The 26,607-nt window shown below is 52.3% G+C and carries 26 protein-coding genes and 1 riboswitch; of the genes, 16 read left to right on the forward strand and 10 right to left on the reverse strand.

All coding sequences use genetic code 11. The annotated features are described in order from the left end of the window. A complete protein-coding gene (slrP, locus tag ACLJQJ_RS02940; protein ID WP_063809535.1) occupies nt 1–2,265 on the forward strand; it encodes an SPI-1 type III secretion system effector E3 ubiquitin transferase SlrP in 2,265 nt (754 codons plus the stop codon). Nucleotides 2,266–2,359: 94 nt separating this feature from the next. On the opposite strand, the gene yvcK is transcribed toward slrP, so the two are convergent. Beyond that, on the reverse strand, nt 2,360–3,268 hold the full coding sequence (yvcK, locus tag ACLJQJ_RS02945; RefSeq protein ID WP_001246033.1) for a uridine diphosphate-N-acetylglucosamine-binding protein YvcK: 909 nt from the start codon (nt 3,266–3,268) through the stop codon (nt 2,360–2,362). 264 nt (nt 3,269–3,532) lie between these two features. Beyond that, nucleotides 3,533–3,677: riboswitch (molybdenum cofactor riboswitch) on the forward strand. Between yvcK and moaA the strand changes: the two genes are divergently transcribed. From moaA to ACLJQJ_RS02990, 9 genes are all read left to right on the forward strand, one after another. Further along, complete coding sequence (gene moaA, locus ACLJQJ_RS02950) at nt 3,665–4,654, forward strand: GTP 3',8-cyclase MoaA (RefSeq protein ID WP_063809536.1); 990 nt, start codon at nt 3,665–3,667, stop codon at nt 4,652–4,654. Its footprint overlaps the riboswitch before it by 13 nt. Nucleotides 4,655–4,675: 21 nt before the next feature. After that, nucleotides 4,676–5,188, forward strand: a complete 513-nt coding sequence (gene moaB, locus ACLJQJ_RS02955) for a molybdenum cofactor biosynthesis protein B (protein WP_000084604.1) — start codon at nt 4,676–4,678, stop codon at nt 5,186–5,188. Nucleotides 5,189–5,190: 2 nt separating this feature from the next. Further along, nucleotides 5,191–5,676, forward strand: a complete 486-nt coding sequence (moaC, locus tag ACLJQJ_RS02960) for a cyclic pyranopterin monophosphate synthase MoaC (RefSeq protein ID WP_000080897.1) — start codon at nt 5,191–5,193, stop codon at nt 5,674–5,676. Further along, the gene (moaD, locus tag ACLJQJ_RS02965) at nt 5,669–5,914 is read left to right on the forward strand and encodes a molybdopterin synthase sulfur carrier subunit (protein ID WP_000598596.1); all 246 of its coding nucleotides are present in this window, start codon (nt 5,669–5,671) and stop codon (nt 5,912–5,914) included. Before moaC ends, moaD begins: the two co-directional genes overlap by 8 nt. A gap of 1 nt (nt 5,915) precedes the next feature. Then, nucleotides 5,916–6,368 carry a molybdopterin synthase catalytic subunit MoaE gene (moaE, locus tag ACLJQJ_RS02970; RefSeq protein WP_063809537.1) on the forward strand — a complete coding sequence of 151 codons (453 nt, stop codon included), beginning with the start codon at nt 5,916–5,918 and terminating at the stop codon, nt 6,366–6,368. Nucleotides 6,369–6,415: 47 nt separating this feature from the next. Continuing rightward, on the forward strand, nt 6,416–7,120 hold the full coding sequence (locus ACLJQJ_RS02975) for a Bax inhibitor-1 family protein (protein WP_000373611.1): 705 nt from the start codon (nt 6,416–6,418) through the stop codon (nt 7,118–7,120). A gap of 145 nt (nt 7,121–7,265) precedes the next feature. Then, nucleotides 7,266–7,973, forward strand: a complete 708-nt coding sequence (locus ACLJQJ_RS02980; RefSeq protein WP_063809538.1) for a Bax inhibitor-1 family protein — start codon at nt 7,266–7,268, stop codon at nt 7,971–7,973. A gap of 23 nt (nt 7,974–7,996) precedes the next feature. Then, a complete protein-coding gene (locus ACLJQJ_RS02985; protein ID WP_077950907.1) occupies nt 7,997–8,605 on the forward strand; it encodes a hypothetical protein in 609 nt (202 codons plus the stop codon). 7 nt (nt 8,606–8,612) lie between these two features. Continuing rightward, nucleotides 8,613–9,173, forward strand: a complete 561-nt coding sequence (locus ACLJQJ_RS02990; protein ID WP_001052197.1) for a hypothetical protein — start codon at nt 8,613–8,615, stop codon at nt 9,171–9,173. A 2-nt stretch (nt 9,174–9,175) separates the two neighbouring features. Here the strand turns inward: ACLJQJ_RS02990 and ACLJQJ_RS02995 are convergent, their stop codons facing one another. The 3 genes from ACLJQJ_RS02995 to ACLJQJ_RS03005 are packed head-to-tail and all read right to left on the reverse strand — an operon-like array spanning nt 9,176 to nt 12,134. Next, entirely contained in the window at nt 9,176–10,138 is a 963-nt protein-coding gene (locus ACLJQJ_RS02995; RefSeq protein ID WP_023205688.1) for a YbhN family protein, read from the reverse strand. After that, complete coding sequence (gene clsB, locus ACLJQJ_RS03000) at nt 10,138–11,379, reverse strand: cardiolipin synthase ClsB (protein WP_000649639.1); 1,242 nt, start codon at nt 11,377–11,379, stop codon at nt 10,138–10,140. Before clsB ends, ACLJQJ_RS02995 begins: the two co-directional genes overlap by 1 nt. Beyond that, on the reverse strand, nt 11,376–12,134 hold the full coding sequence (locus tag ACLJQJ_RS03005) for an endonuclease/exonuclease/phosphatase family protein (protein WP_000192039.1): 759 nt from the start codon (nt 12,132–12,134) through the stop codon (nt 11,376–11,378). The genes clsB and ACLJQJ_RS03005 overlap by 4 nt, the downstream gene beginning before the upstream one ends. Nucleotides 12,135–12,266: 132 nt before the next feature. Between ACLJQJ_RS03005 and ACLJQJ_RS03010 the strand changes: the two genes are divergently transcribed. Continuing rightward, entirely contained in the window at nt 12,267–12,677 is a 411-nt protein-coding gene (locus ACLJQJ_RS03010) for a YbhQ family protein (RefSeq protein ID WP_000871970.1), read from the forward strand. On the opposite strand, the gene ACLJQJ_RS03015 is transcribed toward ACLJQJ_RS03010, so the two are convergent. From ACLJQJ_RS03015 to ACLJQJ_RS03040, 6 genes are all read right to left on the reverse strand, one after another. Beyond that, a complete protein-coding gene (locus tag ACLJQJ_RS03015; RefSeq protein ID WP_000469050.1) occupies nt 12,639–13,745 on the reverse strand; it encodes an ABC transporter permease in 1,107 nt (368 codons plus the stop codon). The two genes, ACLJQJ_RS03010 and ACLJQJ_RS03015, sit on opposite strands and share 39 nt — an antisense overlap. Before the next feature lie 115 nt (nt 13,746–13,860). After that, entirely contained in the window at nt 13,861–14,991 is a 1,131-nt protein-coding gene (locus tag ACLJQJ_RS03020; RefSeq protein WP_000045765.1) for an ABC transporter permease, read from the reverse strand. Continuing rightward, on the reverse strand, nt 14,984–16,720 hold the full coding sequence (locus ACLJQJ_RS03025) for an ATP-binding cassette domain-containing protein (RefSeq protein ID WP_001287616.1): 1,737 nt from the start codon (nt 16,718–16,720) through the stop codon (nt 14,984–14,986). Before ACLJQJ_RS03025 ends, ACLJQJ_RS03020 begins: the two co-directional genes overlap by 8 nt. Further along, nucleotides 16,713–17,708 carry a secretion protein HlyD gene (gene hlyD, locus ACLJQJ_RS03030; protein WP_000743431.1) on the reverse strand — a complete coding sequence of 332 codons (996 nt, stop codon included), beginning with the start codon at nt 17,706–17,708 and terminating at the stop codon, nt 16,713–16,715. Before hlyD ends, ACLJQJ_RS03025 begins: the two co-directional genes overlap by 8 nt. Further along, the gene (cecR, locus tag ACLJQJ_RS03035; RefSeq protein WP_001025254.1) at nt 17,708–18,382 is read right to left on the reverse strand and encodes a transcriptional regulator CecR; all 675 of its coding nucleotides are present in this window, start codon (nt 18,380–18,382) and stop codon (nt 17,708–17,710) included. Before cecR ends, hlyD begins: the two co-directional genes overlap by 1 nt. A gap of 73 nt (nt 18,383–18,455) precedes the next feature. Next, a complete protein-coding gene (locus ACLJQJ_RS03040) occupies nt 18,456–19,379 on the reverse strand; it encodes a LysR substrate-binding domain-containing protein (protein WP_001075547.1) in 924 nt (307 codons plus the stop codon). Between the two features lie 465 nt (nt 19,380–19,844). Here ACLJQJ_RS03040 and ACLJQJ_RS03045 point away from each other — a divergent pair, with 465 nt between their 5' ends. From ACLJQJ_RS03045 to adhE, 5 genes are read left to right on the forward strand one after another with little or no spacing between them, the layout of a single operon-like run. Beyond that, nucleotides 19,845–21,176, forward strand: coding sequence for an MFS transporter (locus ACLJQJ_RS03045; protein WP_001518324.1), 1,332 nt, complete (start codon nt 19,845–19,847; stop codon nt 21,174–21,176). A gap of 50 nt (nt 21,177–21,226) precedes the next feature. Continuing rightward, entirely contained in the window at nt 21,227–21,976 is a 750-nt protein-coding gene (locus tag ACLJQJ_RS03050) for an SDR family NAD(P)-dependent oxidoreductase (protein ID WP_000924697.1), read from the forward strand. A gap of 13 nt (nt 21,977–21,989) precedes the next feature. Beyond that, entirely contained in the window at nt 21,990–22,835 is an 846-nt protein-coding gene (locus ACLJQJ_RS03055) for a transketolase (protein WP_000784292.1), read from the forward strand. Then, nucleotides 22,835–23,827, forward strand: a complete 993-nt coding sequence (locus tag ACLJQJ_RS03060) for a transketolase family protein (RefSeq protein WP_000083414.1) — start codon at nt 22,835–22,837, stop codon at nt 23,825–23,827. Before ACLJQJ_RS03055 ends, ACLJQJ_RS03060 begins: the two co-directional genes overlap by 1 nt. A 56-nt stretch (nt 23,828–23,883) precedes the next feature. Continuing rightward, nucleotides 23,884–26,496, forward strand: a complete 2,613-nt coding sequence (adhE, locus tag ACLJQJ_RS03065) for a bifunctional acetaldehyde-CoA/alcohol dehydrogenase (RefSeq protein WP_108679526.1) — start codon at nt 23,884–23,886, stop codon at nt 26,494–26,496. Nucleotides 26,497–26,607: the final 111 nt, after the last annotated feature.

Here is a 26,607-nt window from a genome sequence, read left to right on the forward strand (position 1 = left end):
ATGTTTAATATTACTAATATACAACCTACGGCAAGGCATCAAAGTATTAGCAATGAGGCATCAACAGAGGTGCCTTTAAAAGAAGAGATATGGAATAAAATAAGTGCCTTTTTCTCTTCAGAACATCAGGTTGAAGCACAAAGCTGCATCGCTTATCTTTGTCATCCACCTGAAACCGCCTCGCCAGAAGAGATCAAAAGCAAGTTTGAATGTTTAAGGACGTTAGCTTTCCCGGCGTATGCGGATAATATTCAGTATAGTAGAGGAGGGGCAGACCAATACTGTATTTTGAGTGAAAATAGTCAGGAAATTCTGTCTATAGTTTTTAATACAGAGGGCTATACCGTTGAGGGAGGGGGAAAGTCAGTCACCTATACCCGTGTGACAGAAAGCGAGCAGGCGAGTAGCGCTTCCGGCTCCAAAGATACTGTGAATTATGAGTTAATCTGGTCTGAGTGGGTAAAAGCGGCGCCAGCGGAAGAGGCAGCAAATCGTGAAGAAGCCGTACAACGGATGCGTGACTGCCTGAAAAATAATAAGACGGAACTCCGTCTGAAAATATTAGGACTTACCACTATACCCGCCTGTATTCCTGAGCAGATAACTACTCTGATACTCGATAACAATGAACTGAAAAGTTTGCCGGAAAATTTACAGGGAAATATAAAGACCCTGTATGCCAGCTGTAATCAGCTAACCAGTATCCCTGCCTCGTTACCGGATACCATACAGGAAATGGAGCTGAGCATTAACCGTATTACTGAATTGCCGGAACGTTTGCCTTCAGCGCTTCAATCGCTGGATCTTTTCCATAATAAAATTAGTTTCTTACCTGAAAATCTACCTGAGGAACTTCGGTACCTGAGCGTTTATGATAACCGCATAAGGACATTGCCAGAACATCTTCCGTCAGGGATTATCCGTTTGAATGTGCAGAGTAATTCGTTAACCGCTCTGCCTGAAACATTGCCGCCGGGCCTGAAGAATCTGGAGGCCGGCGAAAATGCCTTAACCAGCCTGCCCGCATCGTTACCACCAGAATTACAGGTCCTGGATGTAAGTAAAAATCAGATTACTGTTCTGCCTGAAACACTACCTCCCACGATAACAACGCTGGACGTTTCCCGTAACGCATTGAGTAATCTACCGGAAAACCTCCCGGCGGCATTACAAATAATGCAGGCCTCTCGCAATCGCCTGGTCCGTCTCCCGGAGTCGTTACCCCGTTTTCGTGGTGAAGGACCTCGACCTACAAGAATAATCGTAGAACATAATCCTTTTTCAGAACGAACGATACAGAATATGCAGCGGCTAATGTCCTCTGCGGGTTATCAGGGACCCGAGGTATTTTTTGCCATGGGCGACTTTTCAATTGTTCGGGTAACTCGACCACTGCATCAAGCTGTCCGGGGGTGGCTAACCAATCTCGAGGAGGAAGACATCAACCAATGGCGGGCGTTTGAGGCAGAGGCAAACGCGGCGGCTTTCAGCGGATTCCTGGACTATCTTGGTGATACGCAGAATACCAGACACCCGGATTTTAAGGAACAAGTCTCCGCCTGGCTAATGCGCCTGGCTGATGATAGCACACTAAGAGAAACCGCATTTATTATAGCGATGGATGCAACGATAAGCTGTGAAGATCGGGTCACACTGGCATACCACCAAATGCAGGAAGCGACGTTGGTTCATGATGCTGAAAGAGGCGCCTTTGATAGCCACTTAGCGGAACTGATTATGGCGGGGCGTGAAATTTTTCGGCTGGAGCAAATAGAATCGCTCGCCAGAGAAAAGGTAAAACGGCTGTTTTTTATTGACGAAGTCGAAGTATACCTGGGTTTTCAGAATCAGTTACGAGAGTCGCTGTCGCTGACAACAATGACCCAGGATATGCGGTTCTATAACGTTTCGGGTATTACTGAGTCTGACCTGGACGAGGCGGAAATAAGGATAAAAATTGCTGAAAATAGGGATTTTCACAAATGGTTTGCGCTGTGGGGGCCGTGGCATAAAGTGCTGGAGCGTATAGCGCCAGAAGAGTGGCGTGAAATGATGGCCAAAAGGGCTGAGTGTATTGAAACGGATGAGTATCAGAGCCGGGTCAATGCTGAACTGGAAGCGTTAGGAATAGCAGGTGATCCTGACGCAGAGCGCATGGCTGGAATGCGGATAATGGAAGAGATCAATCAGACCCTCTTTACTGAGATCATGGAGAATATATTGCTGAAAAAAGAGGTGAGCTCGCTCATGAGCGCCTACTGGTGATAGCTGAACGCAGTTTATCAGAAGAGGGAGAGAGCCTGTTTACCCTTCGGTGTAAACAGGCTTCTGATAAGCGCAGCGTCGTCGGTAAACGGGCTTAACCCAACGCCTGTAGCGCTTTTTCCAGCGCATTGTGTAATAACTGACGATCGTGGCGATAGGGGATATCGCTGGCCTCCAGCACTTCCTGAATCACCAGCCGATCGTTCACCGCACTGACGTCAACTCGCGGCCCAACCACTACTGCGTCAATGACTTTTTTGCCAATATATTGCTCCATCATCGCCAGCTTATCGACCAGCGTTAAACTGGCGGCGGGCAGACTCAGTTCGCGACCCAGATTGCCGATATACACCATTGGCGCTGGGGTGCGCCGCAGCGCCTGCGCCAGTTCATCCAGCAGCAGGCAAGGCATCAGGCTGGTATAAAAACTGCCAGGGCCAATCAGAATCAGATCCGCGTCATTAATGGCCTGTACCGCTTCCCGCGTCGCCGGAACGTTTGGCGTTAACATGATCTCCTGCGGCGGCGTCGCTAACTGATCGATATTCACCTCGCCATAAATCTCATGCCCCTGATCGTCAATCGCCATCAGATCTACCGGTAGCTCCGACATCGGGATCAGCTGCGCGTCCACTTTAAGCAGATTACGAATTAAATTAATCGCTTCCAGAGGCCGCACGCTCAGGTGATCTAACGCCTTTAACATCAAATTTCCGAGGTTATGACCAGAAAGTTCGCCATTACCGCCAAAACGGTACTCAAACATAGCGGATGCGACGCTGGGTTCGGTAATTAACTGATTCAGACAGTTGCGCATATCGCCCCAGGCGATCCCGCCTTCCGAGCGGCGAATACGGCCAGTTGACCCCCCGTTATCTGTGGTAGTCACAATGCCGGTCAGGCGCGAACCTAATGAAGAAAGCGAGGAGAGGACGCGTCCTAATCCATGCCCTCCGCCGAGGGCAACGACACGATCAAGGTCAGCCAGCGTACGATTGCGCATAAAAATTCCTGAAGTCAAATAAGCAGCGCTACAGTAGCGCAAGTCGCGGGTTTTCAGCAATTAGCCGACCGGCTAAAAGACAATTAATTATTCCCGACTACCCCTTTATAGCGAGGGCGTTACCACGGCTAAATGATATATATCAATGTAAAAGTGTGATTTTCACGTATTCTGTCGCTAAATAGCACGATCATATCGCTATGTATATGTTTATATAGCGAAAGCGTGATGGCGAAATTGTCATTTACACGCTAGTATCGGCGTAACCACAGTAAACACTCTAGCCTCTGCACCTGGGTCATTTTTGATATGGTGCTTTGGCCGTGACAACGTTTAACGTTTGCCACCAGGGCGCAGGAAGAAATGACTCCGCCTCCCGTATTTGGAAAGGTGTACATGGCTTCACAACTTACCGATGCTTTCGCGCGTAAGTTTTACTACTTGCGTTTGTCGATTACCGATGTGTGCAACTTTCGTTGCACCTACTGCCTGCCGGATGGCTACAAACCTGGCGGCGTCACTAACAACGGTTTCCTTACCGTCGATGAAATTCGTCGCGTTACGCGCGCTTTTGCCAGTCTTGGCACGGAGAAGGTGCGTCTTACCGGCGGCGAGCCTTCATTACGCCGCGATTTTACCGACATCATTGCCGCCGTGGGTGAAAATGATGCTATTCGCCAGATCGCGGTGACCACTAACGGTTATCGACTGGCGCGCGATGCCGCGAACTGGCGCGAAGCGGGGCTGACGGGCGTCAATGTTAGCGTGGATAGTCTGGATGCGCGTCAGTTCTATGCGATTACCGGTCAGGACAAATTCCGCCAGGTGATGGCGGGCATCGATGCCGCCTTTGACGCCGGTTTCGAAAAGGTAAAAGTCAACACCGTGCTGATGCGCGACGTGAATCACCATCAGTTGGATACCTTCCTTGCCTGGATTCAGCCTCGCCCCATTCAGTTACGCTTCATTGAACTTATGGAGACGGGCGAGGGGAGCGATCTCTTCCGCAAACATCATATTTCGGGTCAGGTATTACGCGACGAGCTGATTAAGCGCGGCTGGATCCACCAGCTCCGCCAGCGTAGCGATGGCCCGGCGCAGGTTTTTTGTCACCCCGATTACGCCGGTGAGATCGGCCTCATTATGCCGTATGAAAAAGATTTCTGCGCCACCTGTAATCGCCTGCGTGTTTCGTCCGTCGGTAAGCTGCATTTATGTCTGTTTGGCGACGGCGGCGTGAGTTTACGCGACCTGTTACAGGATGATGCGCAGCAATACGCGCTTGAGGAACGTATTTCCGACGCGTTGCGGGAGAAAAAGCAGACCCATTTCCTTCACCAGAGCAATACTGGTATTACGCAAAATTTATCTTACATTGGCGGTTAATCCTTAATAAGGAGATTTCAGATGAGTCAGGTCAGCGCTGAATTTATCCCGACCCGCATCGCTATTCTTACTGTTTCCAGCCGACGCGGCGAAGAAGACGACACCTCCGGTCATTATCTGCGTGATTCGGCGCAGGAGGCCGGGCATGAAGTGGTGGCGAAAGCCATCGTTAAAGAGAACCGTTACGCGATTCGCGCCCAGGTTTCCGCCTGGATCGCCAGTGATGAGGTGCAGGTCGTATTGATAACTGGTGGGACCGGTTTGACCGAAGGCGATCAGGCGCCGGAAGCGCTGTTGCCGCTGTTCGATCGTGAAGTGGAAGGATTTGGCGAAGTGTTTCGCATGCTCTCGTTTGAAGAGATCGGTACCGCAACTCTGCAGTCGCGCGCGGTAGCTGGCGTGGCGAATAACACCTTGATTTTCGCCATGCCGGGCTCCACAAAAGCGTGCAGAACCGCATGGGAGAATATCATTGCGCCGCAGCTGGATGCCCGTACACGCCCATGTAATTTTCACCCTCATTTAAAGAAATAACGATGTCGCAATTAACCCATATAAACGCCGCAGGCGAAGCGCACATGGTGGACGTTTCCGCGAAAGCGGAAACCGTTCGTGAAGCACGGGCGGAAGCATTCGTTACCATGCGTAGTGAAACGCTGGCGATGATTGTTGATGGCAAACACCACAAGGGCGATGTTTTCGCCACCGCCCGAATTGCCGGTATTCAGGCCGCCAAACGCACCTGGGAGCTGATCCCGCTGTGCCACCCGCTACTGCTAAGTAAAGTGGAGATTCAGCTTCAGGCCGAGCCGGAGTATAACCGCGTGCGTATTGAGTCTCTGTGCCGTCTGACCGGTAAAACCGGCGTCGAAATGGAAGCGTTAACCGCGGCGTCCGTCGCGGCGTTAACCATCTACGACATGTGCAAAGCGGTACAAAAAGATATGGTAATTGGTCCGGTGCGCCTGCTGGCGAAAAGCGGCGGCAAATCGGGGGATTTTAAGGTGGATGCGCATGATTAAGGTGCTTTTCTTCGCCCAGGTTCGCGAGCTTACAGGAACTGACGCGCTGGATCTTCCAGCAGATTTTTCCACCGTTGAGTCGCTGCGACAGCATCTGGCGACAAAGAGCGATCGTTGGGCGCTGGCGCTGGAAGACGGTAAGCTGTTGGCGGCGGTCAACCAGACGCTGGTCAGTTTTGACCATCCGCTGACGGCGGGCGATGAAGTGGCGTTTTTCCCGCCAGTCACGGGGGGCTAACATGCACGAAACGCGAATTGTAGTCGGCCCTGCGCCGTTTAGCGTCGGGGAGGAATATTCCTGGCTGGCGGCGCGCGACGAAGACGGCGCGGTCGTCACCTTTACCGGAAAAGTGCGCAATCATAACCTGGGCGATAGCGTTAAGGCGCTGACGCTGGAGCATTATCCCGGCATGACTGAGAAAGCTCTGGCGGAGATCGTCGCGAAGGCGCGTTCCCGCTGGCCGCTGGGTCGGGTCACGGTGATTCATCGCGTTGGCGAATTATGGCCGGGCGATGAGATTGTGTTTGTCGGCGTCACCAGCGCGCACCGCAGTAGCGCGTTCGACGCCGGTCAGTTCATTATGGATTATCTGAAAACCCGTGCGCCGTTCTGGAAGCGTGAAGCCACGTCGGAAGGCGATCGCTGGGTCGAAGCGCGCGACAGCGACCAGCAGTCGGCGAAACGTTGGTAGCAGAATGTGATACGCTTTAGGGTATCATTTCCACACAGGAGTTCATCATGGACAGATTTCCACGATCTGATTCAATAGTGCAGGCGCGGTCCGGCCTGCAGACCTATATGGCGCAAGTGTATGGCTGGATGACGGTCGGACTGTTACTGACCGCGTTTATCGCGTGGTATGCGGCTAATACGCCAGCCGTCATGATGTTTGTCTTTTCCAGTAAGATCACCTTCTTTGGCTTAATTATTGCCCAGCTTGCGCTGGTGTTTGTTCTGTCGGGACTGGTGCATAAACTTAGCGCCGGAATGGCGACGACGCTGTTTATGCTCTATTCGGCGCTAACCGGATTGACGTTATCCAGTATTTTTATCGTTTACACCTACTCCTCTATCGCCAGCACGTTTGTGGTGACGGGGGGAATGTTTGGCGCCATGAGCCTGTACGGGTACACCACTAAACGCGATCTTAGCGGTTTCGGCAATATGCTGTTTATGGCGCTTATTGGTATCGTTCTGGCGTCGCTGGTCAATTTCTGGCTGAAGAGTGAAGCGCTGATGTGGGCGGTAACCTATATCGGGGTGGTGGTGTTTGTCGGTCTGACCGCCTATGACACGCAGAAACTGAAAAATATCGGCGAGCAAATAGATACCCGCGATAGCGCAAATCTGCGTAAATATTCGATTCTCGGCGCGTTAACGCTGTACCTGGACTTTATCAACCTGTTCCTGATGTTACTGCGTATTTTTGGCAATCGCCGCTAATTATAGCGATCTCTTAAAATCCTGGCCCTGCGCCAGGATTTTTTTAGGACTATATTTAGGGCGAAACAGCATAAATATCTTAGAAATGTTTTCCTGCGCTTGCCATTCTTATCACCGTGATCATGTGAAGAGTGATAAATGACAAGTGGGACCTCTGGCTGCAATACGTATACGGCAAATAGCATTTATTCCCGCGACAATGTTATCCCTTACCTATTGGTATACTGCGTTGGGACTATGGTGTACCGCCGGCATTATATGGTTAACGTTGTATACTCATTTTTTGATAACTCACGTTCAACCTGTTGTTGTTTTGTGGATATCAGCACTTTTGCTTGGCCTGGGGTATGGGGCCGTTACCTGTGTTTTCCGCTTTGGTACTGTTGTCGTAACGTTGATATATATTGCCATCATTACACTTACCGGCATGTCATTAGCTTACCTTTTCTCAGGTGGCGTGACCATTTTCGTGATTGTTGGAATCATGTTTAGTCTTAATGCCTTATTTATTTTCTACCTGAATATCAGTTCAGGTCTATTCAGGCCGTTAATTTTTATGGCGGTAAGCGGGATCATCGCTGCGATAGTTGTCAATAGCCTGGTGGCCAGTAGCACTCTGGTTTGGATAGTCAGTATGCTGACGGTATTGGTATGGACATTGATTACAGCACTAGAAAAATCGACACTTCATGGTTATGCCCGCATATTATACCACAGCGAGTTTTCATCCCTGTCTCGTTGCGCTTTATTTGGCGCGCTGACGCTTTACCTTGGCATTATTAATGCTGTGGTTACGCTGTGTCGTTATATCATTTTGATGATTCTGGAAATACTATTATCTTTCAGGCCGTAGGCGTTGCAGGTTTTTTATTCAGGTTGGTGATGATGGGTATAATGAGTAAATTATGTGGCAAACAATTTTGGTTAGCGTTTTGTGAAGCTAAAGACGTCACTCGCGCCATTAAAAATGGCGGCGAGGATTTTAATCAGAAATGCCCGCCAGCGCTGATTTCTCATTTCATTACCGGATTGTCATGGGAACATTCATTACCTAATCCTGCGCCTGTTTGCGCGTTTAGTTTTATGCTTCTTGTGGGAGGTGTGTGCAGTGCGCATTTTGTTTTTGATAAGTTTATTCTGTATTGGCCACTAAATATAATTATTTATTTTGGCAGTGCTATAGGTATGATGCTATGTGTTATGGCTGAGGTATGGCTTATTGCCAAGGGTTTTATCCTGGGTTTGCGCCTCTGCGTTTTACTGTTTTTATTAAATATTATGCTCTGCGGTACTGGATTATTTGACGTGTTGTGCAATCAAAATAGCGAACTAAAAAGTGATCTGGTTATCGCGATTATTATGGTTGTGCTTTGCCGCTGGGTGATGAATGGCGAAACGTTTACGATGATGATTCGTTTCTGCCTGGGGCGTCGATTAGTGCGAGTTGCATTACAAGAATATCTCACCTCACAGACAAGGAAATGATAAGCCCATGAACCTGATGACGTGGCTAACAGGAAAAACACTGGCGGAGCTGGTGAAAAAAGGGCAGTTGATCCCGCCAGAAATTAAGTTACCTGTGTATCCGGCCAGCCACTACAAAAAAAACTGGTATGAACAAGGTATTCCTCACGGAGGCGTTATTGGGCTTACGGCGATCATGATGACCATGACATGGATCGTCAGTATAAACATGGTTATTGCGCAGTTTGAGCTGCACAATAAAAAGCATCTGGAGCTGGTCTTCTTCCTGGCCGTGGGCTATATCGCTTTTCTTACCCCGTCAAATCAGCTCCTGCTTAAAGGAAGAATGAGCGGGGTCATTATTTACCGCTATGCGCTATTACTGGCCATTATTTCCGTTACGTTGGCAACGTTCTGTACCCTGTCATCAGTATTCATGGGTGAGTTTAACGAAGTGCTCCTGCTGCTGTTTAGCTGGTCATTGCTGCTTTTTTCCCGCTTACAGATGAATACGTCTTTTTTCTCAGCATATGTTTATTTTTACCGGATAAAACGCGTTGTGCTGGAAAGCGAAAACGCGTCTGCTTAAATTCATTTCGCCATCGCCCGCTCGTTTTTCGCCCGCAACTTCTTCGCCCGGCTCTCCAGGATCAGATAGCACACCAGCGCCAGCAACAGGGGAATAAAATAGTAAAGCACACGGTACGCGAGCAGGGCGGCGATAATCGTGCCTTGCGACGTATGTTCGCCCGCCAGCAACGCGAGGAATACGGCCTCCAGCACGCCGATGCCTGCCGGAATATGCACGATGACGCCCGCGATACTGCTCACCAGCAGTACGCCCAGCACAAAGAAATAGTTCACATCCTGACCCATCAGCAGCCAGATGATGGCGCCCATCGCCATCCAGTTCGCGCTGGAGATCGCCATCTGCGCCAGCGCGAATTTCCATGACGGCAGCACCAGTTTCTGCCCTTTAATCGTCATATGCCGCCGCTTCGCAAAGGCGCAAAACCACAGATAGACCGCGATAACCAACAATAAAACGATACCGAGAATACGTAGCGTGCCTTCATCGATATACCAGTGGTCGGGAAGCTGGACAACACCGAAGGTAAAAATGATGCCGCCAAGCAGAATATAGCCCAGCCAGTTAGTGGTAATGCTGAGTGAGAAAATGCGCGTGATAGTACTGCCGGGCAACCCGAGGCGAGAGTATAGTCGGTAACGCATCCCGATCCCGCCGACCCAGGTGCTGAGCGTCAGGTTAAAGGCATAGCAGACGAACGATACCAACATCACCTGTCGCTTCGCCAGTTTATGGCCGCAATAAAGCCGTCCAAGCAGGTCGTAGCAGCCGTACAGAAGATAGCTAACGATCACCAGTCCCACAGCGCTTAAAAGCGCCGTGCGGTTATAGTCGCGGATGACGGTCCAGACATCGCCCCAGTCGACCTTTTTAGCATAAACCACCAGCAGAACGACGACCGCAATAAAAAACAGCCAGGTCAGCACTTTTTTAGCCAGCCGCCAGCGCGGATGCGATTTAGCCATTAGGGCTTCACTCCTGTATTTTCTGGATCAACGCGATCCTGGGTTTCCATTTCTGGCTGGGCAGGCGGGGGAACCTGCGCCAGATGCGGGGTATGCGCAGGTAGCCAGCCGACCAGCGCCGGGAAATGACGTAAAAAGTGGAACGCCAGCACGCTTTTGGTCAGGTTCCACCAGGTGCGTTTCGGCAGCATAGACTCATCGACCTGCTTACAATCGTTCACGATGATGCCTTGTAAATTATCGCGCAGGGTCTGGTTAAAGGTACGATCGTGAATGATCAGATTAGCTTCAAGGTTAAGCGACAGGCTGAGCGGGTCGAGATTACTCGACCCTACCGTGGCCCAGTGATCGTCCATCAGCGCCACTTTGCCATGCAGCGGACGGCGTCGGTATTCATAAACCTGCACGCCGCCCTTCACCAGATAGTTATAGAGCAACCGCGCGCCGACTTTGACTATCGGCATGTCTGGTTCCCCCTGGACAATCAGTTTTACGCTCACGCCACGGCGGGCGGCTTTACGCATTGCGTGGAGTAAGCGATAGCCGGGGAAAAAATAGGCGTTAGCGATAATCACTTCACGCTTTGCCTGGGTCAGCATTTTCAGATAATGACGTTCGATATCGTCGCGGTGCTCTTCGTTATCCCGCCAGACAAACAGCGCCTGCGCTTCGCCGGGGTGACGGTTTTCTTCTGCCTGGTGATGGCGCTTCCACCAGCGGCGCGCGGGGCTTTGCCCCGGCAGATTCTCGACTTCGAATTGCAGGATATCGGCCACAACAGGCCCTTCGACCCGTACCGCGTAGTCTTGTTTCGCCTGCGGGCCGTAATCCGACATATGTTCGGCGGAGTAGTTAATGCCGCCGACAAAGGCAATACGATCATCAATCACCACAATTTTGCGGTGCATTCGGCGGAAGATATTGGTTCGCAACCCCAGTAGACGCGGGCGGGGGTCGTAATAGCGAAAAATCACGCCCGCCGAGGTTAATTCGCCGACAAACGCGTCGCTGAGATCGGGAGAGCCGTAGCCGTCGAGTAATACTTCGGCTTTTACGCCGCGCTGTGCGGCTTTTAGCAGAGCGGCATGGAGTTTTTTACCCACCTCATCTTCAAATAAGATAAAGGTTTCCAGAATGATTTTTTGCTGTGCCTGAGCGATGGCTTCAAACACGGCAGGATAGAACTGGTCGCCGTTTTCCAGTAGCTGAATTTGATTACCTTCACGCCAGCCGCATTTCATAGATGGATCTCCGCGCTAAGGGGGGCATGGTCTGATAAATGTCGCCAGTTCCGCAGCGGCAGCGCCGTAGGAGAACTGGCGTTCGCATTCTTGACGTAAATACGATCGAGTCGCAGCAGCGGCATACTCACCGGGAATGTGCGCGCCGGTCGGCCATGGGCACGGGTGAATATCTCCTCCAGCCCGGCCGCGTTTAACGGCGGGCCGGCCTTTTGCCGCCAGTCATTAAAGTCTCCGGCCACCAGCACCGGTTCTGATTCCGGCAAGGCATTCACCCATCCTGCCAGCATGGTTAACTGCGCCTGGCGGTGGCTCTCCCGCAGGCCGAGATGTACGCACATGACGTGGATAGGGCGGTTGAGCATGGGCGGCGTAATGCGGCAATAGAGCACGCCGCGTTTTTCGCTACCGCCGACCGAGACGTCGCGATTTTCATAATGTTCAATGGGATAGCGAGAAAGAACCGCGTTACCGTGGTGGCCTTCCGGATAGACCGCATTGCGGCCATAGGCGAAATCGCTCCACATGGTGTCGGCCAAAAATTCATAGTGGGTAGTGTCCGGCCAGTTTTCGATATGCAGCGGATGTACTTCATGCGCGCCCATCACTTCTTGCAGACAGACGATATCGGCGCCGACCGTTCTGACGGCGTCGCGCAGCTCCGGCAGGATGAAGCGTTTATTAAAGGCGGTAAAACCTTTGTGCGTATTAATTGTGAGCACTTTGAATGAAAAATTTCGCGTGTGTTGAGTCATTTTCTTCCTGTCCGCGTCACTATCCTGATTGAAATAGTGTAGTCGTCGTCACAAAAAGATGCGGTCTTACGGAATTTTCCGTAAAGTTCGGTACTCTGAATAATGAGAGAAAAATGCTTCAGGAGAAAAGCCATGAAGTGGCAACAACGCGTTCGTGTCGCAACCGGCCTCGGTTGTTGGCAGATTATGTTGCATTTACTGGTAGTGGCGATGCTGGTAATAGGCTGGATGAGCGGCACATTAGTGCGCGTCGGCCTGGGATTATGCGTGCTTTATGGCGTGACGGTACTGCTGATGCTGGCGTTGCAGCGCCATCATGAGCAACGCTGGCGCGATGTGGCGGATGTGCTGGAAGAGCTGACTACCACCTGGTACTTCGGCACCGCGCTGATTGTCCTCTGGCTGCTATCCCGCGTATTGCAAAACAATGTCTTGCTGGCGCTGGCGGGGCTGGCTATCCTGGCCGGGCCCGCCGTGGTCTCGCTACTGGCGAAAGATAAAAAGCTACATCACTTTGCGTCTAAACATCGCATACGCCGCTGACCCCGTGGTGGCCGCTATCACCAGTAGCGGCCACAAACTTCCCCAGACAATTCCCAGACTCGCATCCTTAAGATAAATTTGCTTGGTAATATCAGTAAAGTGGCGGATAGGGTTTATCCACGTCAGGTTTTGCAGCCAGACCGGCATGTTTTCCACCGGCGAGACATAACCCGAGAGCAAAATCGCCGGCATCATAAAGACAAAGACGCCGATAAACGCCTGCTGTTGCGTGGCGCAAAGCGATGATATCAGCAAGCCAAAGCCTACCAGCGACAGCCCGTAAATCACCATCGTGAAATAAAACAGCGCTAACGAACCGGCGAAGGGAATTTGGTATGCCCAAATGCCGATAGCCAGCACGATCGTGGCCTGGAAGGTCGCGACAATCAGCGCCGGCACCGCTTTACCAACGAAAATCTGCCAGGTGGTGAGCGGAGAGACCAGCAGCTGATCCAGAGTGCCTTGTTCACGCTCGCGGGCGACGGACAGCGAAGTGACGATCATCACGCCAATAGTGGTGATCATGGCGATCAGCGAGGGCACCACAAACCACTTGTAGTCCAGATTCGGGTTATACCAGTTACGTACCACCAGTTCGCTATTGTTGGGCTTTGGCTTGCCGTCCATCAATGTCTGCTGATACTCCTTGACGATCTGTTGCAGATAATTGGCGGCGATTTGCGCGCTGTTGGAGTTACGTCCATCAAGAATGAGTTGCATCGGCGCAGGCTGGAAGGTATCCAGATTCCGCGAGAAATCCGCCGGGAAGCGTACCAGTAGCAGCGCTTTTTGCGTATCGATAGTCGGCTGGATCTCCTGCGGACTGTTCAGCAATAGCACATGGGTAAACGCTTTCGCGCGGGCAAAGCGCTGGGTAAGTTCTACCGAATGTTTGCCGTTATCTTCGTTATAGATGGCGATAGTCGCGTTAGTGACTTCAAGCGTCGCGGCGAACGGAAACAGGATGACCTGAATCAGCACCGGCAGAATCAGGATCGCACGCGTTTGCGGTTCGCGTAAAAGCGATTGCAGTTCTTTGCGAATTAACGTCCATAAACGATGAAACATATCCGTCCTCTCAGTCCAGTTTGTAGGCCTGATAAGCAAAGCGCATCAGGCATAATGCCGGATGGCGGCGTGAACGCCTTATCCGGCCTACGACGACAATTATCCATACACATATTTAATCCAGTCGTCGTTTGGTTTTTAGCCACGTCAGGCCAATAAACATCACCGCCGAGGCGATTAAAAACAGTACGTTAACGCCTAACACGACCGGAATATTGCCGGCCAGAAACAGACTTTGCAGGGTGCTGACAAAATAGCGCGCCGGAATAATATAGGTCACCGCGCGGATCACCGCAGGCATACTGTCTATCTGGAAGATAAATCCGGACAGCATAATCGAGGGTAAAAAGGCGGCGTTCAGCGCCACCTGCGCGGCGTTAAACTGGTTGCGAGTAATGGTGGAAATCAACAGCCCCATCCCCAGCGTACTCAGTAAAAACAGACTGGTGATGATAAACAGAATCACCAGCGAACCGCGATACGGCACGCCGAGAATAAACACCGATACCAGCATACAGAGCAGCATCGCCAGCATACCGAGAAAGTAATAGGGAATAAGCTTACACAGCAGCAGTTCAACACGCGTCACTTCGGTTGAGAGCAGCGCCTCCATCGTGCCGCGCTCCCATTCGCGGGCAACGACCAGCGAGGTGAGGATTGCGCCAATTACCGTCATGATAATGGTCACCGCCCCGGGAATGATAAAATGCTGACTGATCGCCGCCGGGTTAAACCAGTAGCGCGTCTGGACGTCGATGAGCGGTTCAAAGGTGTCGCCGCGATCTTCCGCCCGCTGCTGTTGCCAGATTTGCCAGATGCCTTCCACATAACCCTGAACGAAGTTGGCGGTGTTTGGCTCGCTGCCGTCGGTAATCACCTGAATTGGCGCGCTGTCACCGTCGCGCGCCATTTGCTGCGCGAAATCCACCGGAATCACCACCAGTCCGCGAATGCGTCCGGCCTGCATTTTTTCAATTAATTCATGGCGGTTATCGCTAATGGTCGCGTCGATATAGGGTGAACCGGTCATCGCATGAGTGAAATCCAGCGCCTCCTGGCTTTGTTGTTCAAGCAGAATCCCCACCCGCAGCTTGCTGGAGTCGAGGTTAATGCCGTAACCAAAAATAAACAGCAACAGCAGCGGGATCACCACCGCAATCAGCCAGCTACTGGGATCGCGCACGATCTGGCGCGTCTCTTTGACGCACAACGCACGCACGCGGCGCCAGGAGAGAGACTTACTCATGCGTATGCTCCTTATCCCAGTCATTGATGAGAGTGATAAAGGCCTGCTCCATCGTCGGATCGGCCTGTTGCTCATCGGCGGCCTGCGCTTTGAGATCGTCCGGCGTACCGCTGGCGATAAGCTTCCCGCGATAAACCAGTCCGATGCGATCGCAATATTCCGCCTCATCCATAAAGTGGGTCGTCACCATTACCGTGACCCCTTTTTCCACCATGCTATTAATGTGCAGCCAAAATTCACGGCGGGTGAGGGGATCAACCCCGGACGTTGGTTCATCAAGGAATAAAATATCCGGTTCGTGCATCAGCGAGCAGGCCAGCGCCAGTCGCTGTTTAAAGCCCAGCGGTAGCGCATCGGTGGGATGTGACGCGATGCTTTTCAGACCAAACGCTTCACTCATGCGCTGAATTTTTTCATTTTGCGCGCGGCCCCGCAAACCGTAGACGCCGGAGAAAAAACGCAGGTTCTGCTCAACCGTCAGGTTGCCGTAAAGCGAAAATTTTTGCGCCATATAGCCCAGATGCTGACGGGCTTTGCCGGAGCTGACTTTCAGATCCATATCCAGCACCAGCGCCTTGCCGGACGTCGGCACCAGCAGGCCGCACATCATTTTAAAGGTGGTTGATTTACCCGCGCCGTTCGGGCCGAGCAGGCCAAAAATCTCGCCGCGCTGTACGACGAAATTAACATGGTCCGTGGCCGCGAAATCGCCAAATTTTTTCGTCAGTTCCTGCGCTTCAATCACCGTTTCGCCGGCAGTGCCTTCAACCGTATGCAGGATTGAACCCAGCGGAGACTCCGAGGTTCCCGCTCCGCCAAGCAGATCGATAAACGCATCTTCGAAACGCGGCGCGGTCTCATTGAGGGTGATTTCCGGCATCCCTTCGGCCTGACGAATATCTGCTGCGGTCGCCTCTTTTTTCAGGATCAGGCGTACCGAACGTCCCTGAATCATGCCGTCGCTCACCTGCGGCAGTCTGAGCGCTCTCTGTAGTAACTTACGGTTGTTTTCCTGTGGACTGCTCATCAGAAAGCTACGTCCGGCCATCGTTTGCGTCAGCGCTTTAGGTTCGCCCTGATAGAGCAGCTCGCCTTCATTCATCAGCAGCACATCGCGACACTGTTCGGCTTCATCCAGATAGGAGGTACTCCATAAAATCAGCATCCCGTCGCCCGCCAGTTCGTGGACCATTTGCCACAACTCGCGCCGTGAAATCGGGTCAACGCCAACGCCCGGTTCATCCAACAGCAGCACTTTCGGTTCGCCGACCAGCGTACAGGCCAGCCCCAGTTTTTGCTTCATCCCGCCGGACAATTTTCCTGCCAGACGGCCAGTGAAAGGGCCGAGGGCGGTAAATTCCAACAAACGGGCAAAGGTCTTTTCCCGTATCTCGCCGGTAACGCTGCGCAAATCGGCATAGAGATTAAGGTTCTCCATGACGGTAAGATCTTCATACAGACCGAATTTCTGCGGCATATAGCCCAGAACCGCGTGCAGCTCGCTGTCGTTTTGTATCGGGTCGAAGCCCAATACTGACGCGCTGCCGCCATCGGCTTTGAGCAGGCCCGCCAGCATACGCATCAGCGTGGTTTTTCCTGCGCCGTCCGGCCCTACCAGCCCGGTGACATAACCGGAATGAATGGTACAGTCGAGCGGCGCGACGGCGGGTTTATCCATTCCCGCAAAGCGTTTCGTCAGACCGTGCAGCGTAATAACGGCCTCACTCATGCCGTGCCTCGTCATTAAATTTCACCGTGACTGGCATCCCCTGGCGTAACGCATCGTCCGCATCGGTGACGATAATGCGCAGGCGATAGACAAGATCGGTACGCAGATCCGGCGTTTCGACGGTTTTCGGCGTAAATTCCGCGGTGGGCGAAACGAAACCAATCTTGCCGTGGTAAGGTTTGTCAGGACGACCGTCGGTATACAACAGAATGTCGCGCCCCGGTTGCGTCTGACTGAGGTTGCGTTCATCGACATAGGCGCGCACCCAGACGGGGCGGGTCAGCGAGAGCGTTAATACCGTGCTGCCAGCGTTCAGCATACTGCCAGGCTCGACCGCGCGGGTGAGCAAGGTTCCGTTGGCAGGTGCGATAAGCGTAGTGTCCTGCAAATCAAGCTGCGCCTGCGCCAGTTGGGCCTTTGCCTGTTCCAGGCTGGCTTTCGCCTGGGCGATATCCTGTTCACGATTACCGGTACGGTACTGGCTCAGTTTATCCTGCGCGGACTTCAGCGTCGCCTGCGCCTGATCGCGCGATGAGCGGGCGTTTTCCAGATCGTTAGCGGAAATGGTGCGGCTTTTCCACAATCCTTGCTGACGGTTATAAAAGTTTTGCGCGTAGTCATAAGCGGCTTGTGCCTGTCTGACGGCGGCGGCGGCCTGGGCTATCTCTTCATCGCGATAGCCTGCCAGCATCAAATCATATTGCGCCTGCGCGACCGACACGCCAGCTTTCGCCTGCATTAGCGCGTTTTCGTATGGCGCGTGATCCAGTTCGCCGAGCACCTGTCCGGCTTTGATGGCATCGCCTTCATCAACATTCAGCGACGCCAGCCTGCCGCCGACGCGAAAGCTGATATTGACGGTACGGATATCGACATTACCGTATAGCGTCAGCCCATCGTCCTGCCGACTTTGATACCACCAGGTTCCACCGGCAATCACAGCGACGATCGCTGCGATTGCCAGTCCGATAACGACAGGTTTTTTCATCAGTCCAGACTCCTTTGCGTTAAACCGTGCAGAATAAGATCGATGTGGCAGGTTACCGTCTGGTAAATCAGCTCCGCTTTTTCTTCATCAAACTGCGGCCAGCCGGTACGTAACAGAATAGTTTCTTTGCCGAGACGGAACGCCAGCACTTCGCCCAGTAAGGCATGGGTATGCAAAATCATGCGCGTATCATTGGCGTCGCAGCCGGTATAAGCGGCAACCAATCTTGTCAGATGGGTGTGCAACGGATCGATAACCTGTTCATGGACCAATTGATAGGCCGACGTGGGAGAGAGCTGCTCGCGTGAAATAAATTTGCTCAGGTTAACGGTGTCTTCCTGCGTCAGCAGCATAATCATGTTCTTGCAGGCGAGCAGAATGAGTTCGCGTATGGCGTCCCGGTCAGGGGCAGGCTGGCTAAACAGACGCTCCGCTTTTTCAGCATGCGGGCGAAATTTTTCGCCAAGAAAATCGGCAATCCACTGGGCGCAGGCGAGGTATAAATCCTCTTTTGAGCCGAAATAGTAAGTAATGGCGGCAATATTTTGCCCCGCCAGCGCGGCGATATCGCGCGTGGTGGCATGGAGGCCATACTCGCCAAACTGCGCCAGCGCGGCGGCAATGAGCTGACTTTTCGCCTGCTCGCCCTTGGTGGTCGTGGTGGGAATATTCATCACACGCCCTAATTTTTAATCAATCGATTGATTAACTTTAGGCGCACATTTCAGGTTTGTCTACCGCCAGCTATTAGATCTGAAATCCTTCGCGGCTTAGCTCTTTGGAAACCCAATTAAAGAATATCCTCACTTTCTCTTTTTGTTCATTGTGGTGTGGCAAAACGAAGTGGTGAGCGTTAACCGGCATACTCACGTCAGTCGTAAAAACGGGCGCCAGGTGGCGTTGGCTAACGCTTTGTCCAGCCAGTAAATTGCTTTCAAGAATAATACCCATGCCCATACGTGCAGCCTCAATGCTCATATAGGAACGGTCAAAATTAAAAATAAAGTTTTTATTCCAGCCGCGAACCTTATGCCAGGACAGCCAGTTGCTCCAGTTGATCAGCGTGCTATCTGAATGAATAAGATCGCAACCCAGTAAATCTTCAATGTTTTGAATGCTATGACTCGCTAAATAAGTCGATGATGTATAGGGGAGCATACGTTCATTTTTTATGGTTTTGACGACCAGCGTCGGCCATTGTGAAAGGCCGTGGCGGATATCGATATCGATATTATCACGGGAGAACTGAATACTTTCGTAAGAACAGGTCAGGCTAATTTTAAGCTCAGGCCAGGCCTGGCGAAATTTATTCAGACGGGGCATCAACCATAGCAATCCAAAACTCGGTGCTGAATGTATGCGTAAATAATCCTGGTGAATATCATTTATGACCTGGTTGGTAGCCTGTCCAATAATGTTTAACGCCCCCGAAACCTCTTTTAAATATTTTTCACCAATCGCGGTCAATACGACGCCTTTACTGCTGCGCGAAAAAAGTTTCTTTCCCAGATACTGTTCCAGACTGGCTATCTGATGGCTTACCGCAGAGGCCGTAACATTGAGATTTTCAGCTGCCAGATTCAGGCTGTTGGTATCAGCCACTTCAATGAATGCCTGGATATTGCGTAAAGATGGCACAGGCAAGCTTTTATTCTGTAGTGGCTGGTTCATGATTATCTCCGGTGAATGGAATGATGATCGCCCAATTTTATTACCCCAGGAAGTAAATTCAGCGGTTACTCCCCTAATACCTGGTCAGCTTAACATAGGCGAAAAATAAGTTATGGGGTAATTCGTGATGAAGTTAACAGTTTTATCTGCCATTTCTGTCGGTCAAGCTGATTCGACAATAATTTGAATCCAGTCACGAAGCAAATTTTCCTCATTCATAATTGAGGTTTTTTGAATACCGTTTCTTTTGGGGATTGTTATATTGCAACCACAGGCCTGATAACAAGGCGCGATGCGGTAAGGTTCGCGAAAAAAACATATACCCAAAATAATTCGAGTTGCTTAAAGGCGGCAAGGGAGTGAGTCCCCAGGAGCATAGATAACTATGTGACTGGGGTGAGCGAGCGTAGCCAACACATAAGCAACTTGAAGTATGAAGGGTATAAACAATAATGAGGATACCCTATGTCACGTATAGATACTGTAGTCTGTACTGACGCCAGGAAGACAAAATATCGTTTGGTGGTTTTGACGATGATTTTCCTGGTGTATGCAATAAATTACGCCGACAGAACCAATATCGGCGCGGTGCTGCCGTTTATCATTGATGAGTTTCATATCAACAACTTTGAAGCCGGGGCCATCGCCAGTATGTTTTTCCTTGGCTACGCGGTAAGCCAGATCCCGGCAGGTTTTTTTATCGCCAAACGCGGCACGCGGGGGTTAGTTTCACTATCAATTTTCGGCTTTTCCGCTTTCACCTGGCTGATGGGCACGGTAAGTTCGGTGTTTAGCCTGAAGATGGTGCGACTGGGACTGGGGCTTAGCGAAGGACCATGCCCGGTGGGTCTGGCTTCAACCATTAATAACTGGTTTCCGCCGAAAGAGAAAGCCACGGCAACCGGCGTTTATATCGCGGCCACCATGTTTGCGCCGATTATCGTGCCGCCGTTGGCGGTGTGGATTGCGGTCACCTGGGGCTGGCGGTGGGTCTTTTTCTCCTTTGCGATCCCGGGGATCGTGGCGGCGATTGCCTGGTATTTACTGGTTAAGTCAAAACCTTCAGAGAGCGGATTTGTTTCGCAAAGTGAGCTGGAGGAGATTAATGCCGGGCGTGATATCCATAAAAACACCGTACGGGAAAATATATTAATTGCCGATCGTTTCACTTTGCTGGATAAAATTATTCGGGTGAAAAAAATGGCGCCTATCGATACGGCAAAAGGATTATTCACCTCCAAAAATATCCTCGGTGACTGCCTGGCCTATTTTATGATGGTTAGCGTGCTGTACGGCTTATTAACCTGGATTCCGCTCTATTTAGTAAAAGAGCGCGGTTTTGATGTCATGAGTATGGGGTTTGTAGCCAGTATGCCGTGCATCGGTGGGTTTATTGGCGCGATTGGCGGCGGATGGATTTCGGATAAAGTATTAGGCCGTCGTCGTAAGCCAACGATGATGTTTACCGCTATTTCTACCGTGGTCATGATGTTAATTATGCTGAATATTCCGGCAAGCACCTGGGCGGTATGTGTTGGGTTATTCTTCGTCGGTTTATGCCTGAATATTGGCTGGCCCGCATTCACAGCATACGGTATGGCGGTTTCGGACACGAAAACTTATCCCATTGCCTCTTCTATTATCAATAGCGGCGGCAACCTCGGCGGGTTTGTCGCTCCGATGGCTGCGGGTTTTTTACTTGATAAGACCGGCAGCTTTAATTCTGTATTTACCTATTTCGGTATCTGCGCAGCAATTGGTCTGGTGGTTATTCTCTTTCTCGATGAGCCACAATAACGGAAATATATCCTGTTAATTAATATGACGTAATGTCATGGAGTGAAAATATGTTATTAAAAGATAAAGTCGCCATTATTACTGGCGCGGCCTCCGCACGCGGTTTGGGTTTTGCTACCGCGAAATTATTTGCTGAAAACGGCGCTAAAGTGGTCATTATCGACCTCAATGGCGAAGCCAGTGAAGCCGCGGCTGCGGCATTAGGCGAAGGTCATCTCGGGCTGGCGGCAAACGTCGCTGACGAAGTTCAGGTTCAGGCGGCAATTGAACAGATCATGGCTAAATATGGTCGGGTCGATGTACTGGTGAATAACGCCGGTATTACTCAGCCGCTGAAGCTAATGGACATTAAGCGCGCTAATTATGACGCGGTGCTTGACGTCAGCCTGCGCGGCACGCTGTTGATGTCACAGGCGGTTATCCCGGTCATGAGAGCGCAAAAATCCGGCAGCATTGTCTGCATCTCCTCCGTTTCCGCCCAGCGCGGCGGCGGTATCTTCGGCGGCCCGCACTACAGCGCGGCAAAAGCCGGCGTGCTCGGTCTGGCGCGGGCGATGGCGCGTGAGCTTGGCCCCGATAACGTCCGCGTAAACTGCATCACTCCGGGGCTGATTCAGACCGACATCACCGCCGGTAAGCTGACCGATGAAATGACGGCCAACATCCTTGCCGGGATCCCGATGAACCGCCTGGGCGATGCGGTAGACATCGCGCGCGCCGCGCTGTTCCTGGGAAGCGATCTCGCGTCCTACTCCACCGGTATCACCCTGGATGTTAACGGCGGCATGTTAATTCACTAAGCGAGGCAATGAGATGAAGATGACCGAATCACAAAAAGTCGCCGCGGCGGCGTGGCGCATCCGCCGCTACGCCCTGCAAATGGGGGAAGTTCAGGGACAGGGCTATATCGGCCAGGCTCTGGGCTATGCCGATGTGCTGGCAACCGCGTTCAGCCACGCGATGACCTACCGTCCGGAAGACCCTGAGTGGGAAGGGCGCGACCGCTTCCTGCTTTCTCACGGCCATTACGCTATCGCCTACTATGCGGCGCTGCTGGAAGCGGGAATTATCCCGGAAGAGGAGCTGGAAACCTACGGTTCCGACGACAGCCGCCTGCCGATGTCGGGGATGGCGACCTACACGCCGGGGATGGAGATGTCCGGTGGTTCGCTGGGGCAGGGGCTGTCCATTGCCGTAGGAATGGCGCTCGGGCTGAAGCAAAAGAGCAGCACGTCCTGGGTTTATAACTCTATGTCGGATGGGGAGCTGGACGAAGGTTCAACCTGGGAAGCGGCGATGTCGGCAGCCCACTATGGCCTGACTAACTTGATTAACATCGTTGATGTCAACAAACAGCAGGCGGACGGCGATTCGCGCAAAATCCTCGGCTTTGAGCCGCTGCATGAAAAATGGGCCGCTTTCGGCTGGTATGTACAGCGCGTGGACGGTAACGATCTGGCCGCGGTGATTGCCGCCTTCGACAACGCGAAAAGTCATACCGGCAACCAGCCGCGGGTCATTCTCTGCGACACGTTGATGGGTAAAGGAGTGCCGTTCCTCGAAACCCGCGATAAGAACCATTTTATTCGCGTCGATGCTGACGAGTGGCAAAAAGCGATTGCGGTGCTGGACGCTAACAAACCGGAAGGAGTGCTGTAATGAGCCAGAGTAAACCACGTTTAAAAACGTCCGCGATGATTGCTTCTATCGCCGATGAAGGCCAGGCGACGATCCCTGCGCCGTTTGGCGTCGCGCTGTCAAAACTGGCGGCGCAGCGCCCGGAAATCGTCGGTATGACCGCGGACCTGTCAAAATATACCGATCTACATATTTTCGCCCAGGCTTTCCCGGATCGCTTTTTCCAGATGGGAATGGCGGAACAGCTGCTGATGGGCGCGGCGGGGGGCATGGCGAAAGAGGGATTTATTCCCTTCGCTACCACCTACGCTGCGTTTGCCACCCGTCGCGCCTATGATTTTATCCATCAGGTGATCGCCGAAGAGCATCTGAACGTGAAGATCTGTGCAGCGCTGCCGGGCCTGACGACGGGTTATGGCCCAAGCCACCAGGCAACCGAAGATCTGGCGATTATGCGCGGCATTCCCGGCATGGTTATCGTCGATCCTTGCGATGCGCTGGAGATAGAGCAGGCGGTACCGGCAATTGCTGACCATAACGGCCCGGTGTATATGCGCCTGCTGCGCGGTAAGGTGCCGCTGGTGCTGGATAAGTACGACTATCAGTTTGAGCTGGGCAAGGCGAAACTGCTGGAGGACGGCAATGATGTGCTGATTATCTCTTCCGGGCTGATGACCATGCGTGCTCTGGAGGCGGTTGAAAAGCTACGCGCCGATAATATCAGCGTGGCCGTACTGCACGTGCCGACAATCAAGCCACTTGATGAAAAAGCGATTATTGAGCAGGCGTCGAAGCCCGGTCGCCTGGTGATGACCGCGGAAAACCATACCTCGGTCGGCGGGTTAGGGGAGGCGGTTGCCGCGCTGCTGATGCGTAAGGGCGTACGCTGTGAGCTGGATACCGTTGGTTTGCCTGACGAATTCCTGCTGGCCGGCGCGCTGCCGACGCTGCACGATCGCTACGGCATCTCCACCGCGATGATGGTAGAAAAAATTAAGCATCGTCTGCGTTAATGACTTTCGCCGCCGCGTTCTGCGGCGGCGCTTCTCTGTTTTCGTTCGAGGTTTCCATGTCGATTAATTCCATTGAAGAATTAAACGCGCTGGTTGCGCGCGTCAAAAAAGCCCAGCGTCAGTACGCGAGTTTCACGCAACAACAGGTAGACAAAATCTTCCGCGCCGCCGCTCTGGCCGCCGCTGATGCCCGCATTCCGCTGGCCAAAATGGCGGTCGCCGAGTCTGGTATGGGCATCGTGGAAGACAAAGTGATTAAAAACCACTTCGCTTCCGAATATATCTATAACGCCTATAAAGATGAAAAGACCTGCGGCGTGCTGTCAGAAGACGACACTTTCGGGACCATTACGATTGCTGAACCTGTCGGTATTATTTGCGGCATCGTTCCGACAACCAACCCGACCTCTACCGCGATTTTCAAGTCGCTGATTAGCCTGAAAACGCGTAACGCCATCATCTTTTCTCCGCATCCGCGCGCTAAAGAGGCAACCAACAAAGCGGCAGACATCGTTCTGCAAGCGGCTATCGCTGCCGGCGCGCCGAAAGATCTGATTGGCTGGATCGATCAACCTTCCGTAGAACTGTCTAACGCATTGATGCACCACCCGGATATTAACCTGATCCTCGCGACGGGTGGTCCAGGCATGGTTAAAGCAGCATACAGCTCCGGCAAACCGGCTATCGGCGTAGGCGCAGGTAACACTCCGGTAGTGATTGATGAAACTGCTGACATTAAACGCGCTGTGGCGTCAATCCTGATGTCGAAAACTTTCGATAACGGCGTAATCTGTGCTTCTGAACAGTCTGTTGTCGTTGTTGATTCCGTCTATGATGCCGTTCGCGAGCGTTTTGCGAAATGCGGCGCGGTGATTCTGAATAAAAAAGAGAGGAAAGCTGTAGGCGGAGTATTGCTCAAAAATGGGGCGCTGAACGCGGCAATTGTCGGCCAGTCAGCGGCTACAATCGCAGAGATTGCCGGCATTTTTGTGCCTGAAAACAGCAAGGTTCTGATAGGGGAGGTGAGTGCAACGGACGTCTCTGAGCCTTTCGCTCACGAAAAACTCTCTCCGACGCTCGCCATGTACCGAGCAAAAGATTTTGCCGATGCGGTAGATAAAGCGGAGCAACTGGTCGCAATGGGCGGTATCGGTCATACCTCCTGCCTGTACACTGACCAGGATAACCAGCCAGAACGCGTTGCTTACTTCGGTCAGATGATGAAAACCGCGCGTATCCTGATCAACACCCCGGCCTCTCAGGGGGGTATCGGTGACCTGTACAACTTCAAACTCGCACCTTCCCTGACGTTGGGTTGTGGTTCCTGGGGTGGTAACTCCATCTCTGAAAACGTTGGTCCGAAACACCTGATCAACAAGAAAACCGTTGCTAAGCGAGCTGAAAACATGTTGTGGCACAAACTTCCGAAATCTATCTACTTCCGCCGTGGCTCTTTGCCCATCGCGCTGGATGAAGTGATTACCGATGGCCACAAACGTGCGCTCATCGTGACTGACCGCTTCCTGTTCAACAACGGCTACGCAGACCAGATCACCTCTGTGCTGAAAGCGGCTGGCGTTGAAACCGAAGTCTTCTTCGAAGTTGAAGCCGACCCGACGCTTTCCGTTGTTCGCAAAGGCGCTGAGCTGGCGAACTCCTTCAAACCGGACGTGATCATCGCGCTGGGCGGTGGTTCCCCGATGGACGCCGCGAAAATCATGTGGGTCATGTACGAACATCCGGAAACCCACTTTGAAGAGCTGGCGCTGCGCTTTATGGACATCCGTAAACGTATCTACAAGTTCCCGAAAATGGGCGTGAAAGCGAAAATGATCGCCGTCACCACCACTTCCGGTACCGGTTCTGAAGTCACACCGTTTGCGGTTGTGACCGACGATGCAACCGGTCAGAAATATCCGCTGGCTGACTATGCCCTGACCCCGGATATGGCGATTGTCGATGCCAACCTGGTGATGGATATGCCGAAGTCCCTGTGTGCGTTCGGTGGTCTGGATGCGGTAACTCACGCCCTGGAAGCTTACGTTTCCGTACTGGCTTCTGAGTTCTCTGACGGTCAGGCTCTGCAGGCCCTGAAACTGCTGAAAGAAAACCTGCCGACGTCTTACCACGAAGGGTCTAGAAACCCGGTTGCGCGTGAACGTGTTCACAGTGCAGCGACTATCGCCGGTATCGCGTTTGCCAACGCCTTCCTCGGTGTATGTCACTCCATGGCGCACAAACTGGGCTCTCAGTTCCACATTCCGCACGGTCTGGCGAACGCCCTGCTGATTTGTAACGTTATCCGCTACAACGCGAATGACAACCCGACCAAGCAGACCGCTTTCAGCCAGTACGATCGTCCGCAGGCACGCCGTCGTTACGCTGAAATTGCTGACCACCTGGGCCTGAGCGCGCCGGGCGACCACACCGCCGCTAAGATTGAAAAACTGCTGGCATGGCTGGAAAGCATTAAAGCTGAGCTGGGTATTCCTAAGTCTATCCGTGAAGCAGGCGTACAGGAAGCTGACTTCCTGGCACACGTTGACAAACTGTCTGAAGATGCCTTCGATGACCAGTGCACCGGCGCTAACCCGCGTTATCCGCTGGTATCGGAACTGCGCCAACTGCTGCTGGCAAGTTTCTACGGCGAGGCGTTTGCTGAACAATAACGCATGGATCCCCGCCGCGGGGCGTCATTTTCCCCGCGGCTCACCGTAAGGATAATTTATGCGCCGCATCACAAAAACTGCTACACTCCGCCCCTTCATGACATTGTGGTT

It is taken from the genome of Salmonella sp. SAL04202 (assembly GCF_046550775.1).
GTDB classification, from domain to species: Bacteria; Pseudomonadota; Gammaproteobacteria; order Enterobacterales; family Enterobacteriaceae; genus Salmonella; species Salmonella enterica.

What these genes read in the sequence shown, in the direction of transcription:
- hlyD (WP_000743431.1), bottom strand. Translation starts at nt 17,708, where the DNA reads ATGAAAAAACCTGTCGTTATCGGACTGGCAATCGCAGCGATCGTCGCT.
- ACLJQJ_RS03060 (WP_000083414.1), top strand. Translation starts at nt 22,835, where the DNA reads ATGAGCCAGAGTAAACCACGTTTAAAAACGTCCGCGATGATTGCTTCT.
- adhE (WP_108679526.1), top strand. Translation starts at nt 23,884, where the DNA reads ATGTCGATTAATTCCATTGAAGAATTAAACGCGCTGGTTGCGCGCGTC.
- slrP (WP_063809535.1), top strand. Translation starts at nt 1, where the DNA reads ATGTTTAATATTACTAATATACAACCTACGGCAAGGCATCAAAGTATT.
- moaB (WP_000084604.1), top strand. Translation starts at nt 4,676, where the DNA reads ATGAGTCAGGTCAGCGCTGAATTTATCCCGACCCGCATCGCTATTCTT.
- ACLJQJ_RS03045 (WP_001518324.1), top strand. Translation starts at nt 19,845, where the DNA reads ATGTCACGTATAGATACTGTAGTCTGTACTGACGCCAGGAAGACAAAA.
- ACLJQJ_RS02975 (WP_000373611.1), top strand. Translation starts at nt 6,416, where the DNA reads ATGGACAGATTTCCACGATCTGATTCAATAGTGCAGGCGCGGTCCGGC.
- ACLJQJ_RS02990 (WP_001052197.1), top strand. Translation starts at nt 8,613, where the DNA reads ATGAACCTGATGACGTGGCTAACAGGAAAAACACTGGCGGAGCTGGTG.
- ACLJQJ_RS03025 (WP_001287616.1), bottom strand. Translation starts at nt 16,720, where the DNA reads ATGAGTGAGGCCGTTATTACGCTGCACGGTCTGACGAAACGCTTTGCG.
- moaA (WP_063809536.1), top strand. Translation starts at nt 3,665, where the DNA reads ATGGCTTCACAACTTACCGATGCTTTCGCGCGTAAGTTTTACTACTTG.
- clsB (WP_000649639.1), bottom strand. Translation starts at nt 11,379, where the DNA reads ATGAAATGCGGCTGGCGTGAAGGTAATCAAATTCAGCTACTGGAAAAC.
- ACLJQJ_RS03010 (WP_000871970.1), top strand. Translation starts at nt 12,267, where the DNA reads ATGAAGTGGCAACAACGCGTTCGTGTCGCAACCGGCCTCGGTTGTTGG.
- ACLJQJ_RS02995 (WP_023205688.1), bottom strand. Translation starts at nt 10,138, where the DNA reads ATGGCTAAATCGCATCCGCGCTGGCGGCTGGCTAAAAAAGTGCTGACC.
- ACLJQJ_RS03050 (WP_000924697.1), top strand. Translation starts at nt 21,227, where the DNA reads ATGTTATTAAAAGATAAAGTCGCCATTATTACTGGCGCGGCCTCCGCA.
- cecR (WP_001025254.1), bottom strand. Translation starts at nt 18,382, where the DNA reads ATGAATATTCCCACCACGACCACCAAGGGCGAGCAGGCGAAAAGTCAG.
- moaC (WP_000080897.1), top strand. Translation starts at nt 5,191, where the DNA reads ATGTCGCAATTAACCCATATAAACGCCGCAGGCGAAGCGCACATGGTG.
- yvcK (WP_001246033.1), bottom strand. Translation starts at nt 3,268, where the DNA reads ATGCGCAATCGTACGCTGGCTGACCTTGATCGTGTCGTTGCCCTCGGC.
- ACLJQJ_RS03040 (WP_001075547.1), bottom strand. Translation starts at nt 19,379, where the DNA reads ATGAACCAGCCACTACAGAATAAAAGCTTGCCTGTGCCATCTTTACGC.
- ACLJQJ_RS03015 (WP_000469050.1), bottom strand. Translation starts at nt 13,745, where the DNA reads ATGTTTCATCGTTTATGGACGTTAATTCGCAAAGAACTGCAATCGCTT.
- ACLJQJ_RS03055 (WP_000784292.1), top strand. Translation starts at nt 21,990, where the DNA reads ATGAAGATGACCGAATCACAAAAAGTCGCCGCGGCGGCGTGGCGCATC.
- moaE (WP_063809537.1), top strand. Translation starts at nt 5,916, where the DNA reads ATGCACGAAACGCGAATTGTAGTCGGCCCTGCGCCGTTTAGCGTCGGG.
- ACLJQJ_RS03020 (WP_000045765.1), bottom strand. Translation starts at nt 14,991, where the DNA reads ATGAGTAAGTCTCTCTCCTGGCGCCGCGTGCGTGCGTTGTGCGTCAAA.
- ACLJQJ_RS03005 (WP_000192039.1), bottom strand. Translation starts at nt 12,134, where the DNA reads ATGACTCAACACACGCGAAATTTTTCATTCAAAGTGCTCACAATTAAT.
- moaD (WP_000598596.1), top strand. Translation starts at nt 5,669, where the DNA reads ATGATTAAGGTGCTTTTCTTCGCCCAGGTTCGCGAGCTTACAGGAACT.